Origin of the sequence: Roseiarcus sp., from assembly GCF_052145395.1 — a bacterium.
Lineage (GTDB): Bacteria > Pseudomonadota > Alphaproteobacteria > Rhizobiales > Beijerinckiaceae > Roseiarcus.
Genome location: NZ_JBKQOT010000820.1, coordinates 1 through 3,059, shown reverse-complemented (window position 1 = coordinate 3,059; position 3,059 = coordinate 1). Strand labels below are relative to the sequence as shown.

2 protein-coding genes and 1 pseudogene are annotated in these 3,059 nt (G+C 66.6%); all 3 read right to left on the bottom strand.

The window, feature by feature from the left end:
- Positions 1–128 precede the first annotated feature (128 nt).
- A complete protein-coding gene (locus tag ACLP25_RS28365; protein ID WP_442472437.1) occupies positions 129–1,403 on the bottom strand; it encodes a transketolase C-terminal domain-containing protein in 1,275 nt (424 codons plus the stop codon).
- 22 nt (positions 1,404–1,425) lie between these two features.
- Complete coding sequence (locus ACLP25_RS28360; RefSeq protein ID WP_442472436.1) at positions 1,426–2,004, bottom strand: 2-oxoacid:acceptor oxidoreductase family protein; 579 nt, start codon at positions 2,002–2,004, stop codon at positions 1,426–1,428.
- A gap of 202 nt (positions 2,005–2,206) precedes the next feature.
- Positions 2,207–2,453: pseudogene (locus tag ACLP25_RS28355) on the bottom strand (transposase); the annotation flags it as partial.
- Positions 2,454–3,059: the final 606 nt, after the last annotated feature.

Genomic DNA, 3,059 nt, shown 5'->3' with positions numbered 1-3,059 from the left:
GCGGAGGCCCGACGTGAGCGAGTTGGAGCGGTCGCGGCTCGCCTGCACGCGGCGCTCGCTTTCGTCGACCAGGCGGTTGCCGACGGTCAGCGTGCCCTTCTGGTAGAACTTGAGCTTCTGGACCTCGTTCATGACGCGGGCTCCGCGAGACTGGCTAGGCGCTCTCTTTCGAGCTCGATGAGGATGCCTTCGGCCGCGGGACCGACCCGGCGGGCCTTGCCGCGCCGGTGGATCTCGTGGCCGACGACGCGCTCGTTGAGATCAAGAAAATGCGGCCCTTCCCACGGCTGGATCGCCGCCTGCCGGAAGAGCCGGATGAGCGAGGCCTTCGGCGCCGGCCGGCCGCCGAGACCCACGATCGCCGAATGCATCTTCGGCGGGTGCGGCAGCTCTCGCAAAGCGATCGCGATGTTGCTGGCCAGCGGTCCGCCCATGCCGACGTCGATCGCCCGGTCGATCACCACGACGTCGGTCGCGCGCGCGAGCACCGCGCGCAGCGTTTCGGTCGGGAACGGCCGGAAGGCGACGAGGGTGACGAGGCCGATCGCCAAGCCGTCGGCCCGCATCTCGTCGATGGCGTCCTTGATCGTGCCGTTGATCGAGCCCATCGCGACCACCAGGATTTCGGCGTCCTCGGCGTGGTACGTCCGCAAAAGGCCGCCCGCGGGGCGGCCGAACCGCTGCTCGAATTGCGTCGCCAGCCGCTCGATCAGGCCGAGCGCCGTGCGCTGATTGTAGTATTGCAGGTAGCGCACTTCGGTGAAGGCGTCCGGCCCGACCATCGCGCCGATCGAGATCGGATCGTCCGGGTCGAGGCTCTGCATTGGCTCGAAGCGCGGCAGGAAGGCGTCGACCGACGCCTGCTCGGGGATGTCGACGCGCTCGACGGCGTGGGTGAGGACGAAGCCGTCGACGCAGACCATCGTCGGGACCGAGAGCTGCTCGGCGAGGCGGAAGGCGAAGATGTGGAGGTCCGCCGCCTCCTGGTTGGTCTCGGCGAATAGCTGGATCCAGCCGGACTCGCGCAAGGCCATCGCGTCGGAATGGTCGTTCCAGATGTTGATCGGCGCGCCGATCGCCCGGTTGCCGAGCGTCATGACGATCGGCAGGCCGAGGCCGGCGGCGTTGTAGACGGCCTCCGCCATGAACAGGAGCCCCTGGCTCGCGGTCGCGGTGTAGGCGCGCGCGCCGGCCGCAGAGGCGCCGATGGCGACCGAGAGCGCGGCGAATTCGCTCTCGACGTTGATGAACTCGCAGTTGTCGAGCTCGCCCAGGCGGATCAGCTCGCCGAGGCCCTCGACGATATGGGTCTGGGGCGTGATCGGATAGGCGCACACCACCTGCGGCCGGCAGAGCGCGATCGCGCGCGCCATCGCCTTGGAGCCTTCGATCTGATGCAGCATCCTGAGCGGCCTCCCTGATTCGTCAGGCCTCCGCCTGGGCGGCGACGAGCGCGTGAGCCGCCCTTGCCGCCTCGACGTTGGCCTCGCCGACCTTGCCGGGGAACGCGCGCCGAATCGCCTCGATCACGCTGTCGAGCGAAACGACGCCGACCTTTCCGGCGAAGGCGCCAAGCAGAGCCGTGTTCGGCGCCGGCCGGTTGATGTGCTTGATCGCCAGTTCGGTCGCCGGGATCGTGGCCGCATGACCTGTCGGCAGACGCGCAATCGCCGCGTCGAGCCGCGGCTCGCGGATCTCGGCGAGGCTGCGCGCGGTGTTGACCATCAGGTAGCCGTCCGGCTTCAGCCCCTCGGTGACGTCGAGCGCCCCGAACAGCGTCGGGTCCTGCACGATCAGCGCGTCCGGGCGCTGGATCGGCTCGCGCAGCCGGATCTCGCGATCGGAGATGCGGCAGAAGGCGACCACCGGCGCGCCCATCCGTTCGGAGCCGAAGCTCGGGAACGCCTGCGCGTGCTTGCCCTCGAGGAAGGCGGCCACCGAGAGCATTTCGGCGGCGGTCACGACCCCCTGGCCCCCCCGGCCATGAATTCGCACTTCGAACATGCGCACATCCCAACGCTGCGACCCTCGCGCGCGTCCTGATGAGATCAGTGACCTGCGCGCCGCGCCGAGTGAACGCGCTTCGTCCAGGCGTTCGATCGGGGCAGAGTGACTACGGGCCAGCGGGCCGCGGACGCAGGGTTCCGCGTTTCTGTCATCATTCCATGACCGGACACGCCACGCCGACCTTATGGCGCTGGCCAGAGGGAGCCTTGATAACGGAGACCGCCGTGCCAAGGCCCTTCCTCAGGACCGTCTTCTTCCAAGAGCCGTTGCGACGGTTCCTGGACCCTTCTGCGGCTTCATTGTCGAGATGATCGTCGAGCTCGGCGTTGAGCATCCGTTCCGCCAGCGCCTTCTTCAGCTCATCGAAAAGCCCGTCCTTCGAAAAACACCGCCTTCGGGTCGCGCCCCAACAAAAGTTCGTCCAGGGTGTCCTTCTTGATCGCCATATTCGCGCTCCTTTGCCGCGACTATGGCCCCGCGCACAAGATTCCTGACACTCCCTGTCCTCATGCAACATTGCGACCGTACCGGATCGGGGCTCGCCTGCTGTGAGCCAGATCACAGCGCAATCGTGCTCCTGGGTCGATGGTTCGCCGCGCCCTGTTCCTCCTTTCCTTTAGGGTGCGATTCTTTTCCTCTCGCTCGATGAGGCGACCGATGCAGTACAGGGTGCAATTTCTCGACCGCTCGGACAAGGTCGTTCGTGAGCTTCAGGCCGACGCCAGAAGCGCCGTTTTCCCATTGCTGATGACGTGGCCACCTCACGTTACCCGAGTGCGTGTGATCTACCCGTCTGGGTACGTTTCGACTTCGAAAGTCTTGGCGCCACTCGCCGCTTAGGTCTTCCTCTGGAACGCCGGGTTCTTGACCTTCACCAGTTCCGGCACCGGCCGAACCAGGAGGGGCCGCCCACCTGTGTCGCCCCTGTCAATTCGCAATTCGTAACGTGTATATTGACCCCGTCAGAGAGGGGGAAGTTTTGCCTCGCCCGATAGTTGGGCCGGGGATCGCCGCAACCTCGGCCCGGCGTTTGACCCACATCAATGCGGGGC

What these genes read in the sequence shown, in the direction of transcription:
- ACLP25_RS28365 (WP_442472437.1), bottom strand. Translation starts at nt 1,403, where the DNA reads ATGCTGCATCAGATCGAAGGCTCCAAGGCGATGGCGCGCGCGATCGCG.
- ACLP25_RS28360 (WP_442472436.1), bottom strand. Translation starts at nt 2,004, where the DNA reads ATGTTCGAAGTGCGAATTCATGGCCGGGGGGGCCAGGGGGTCGTGACC.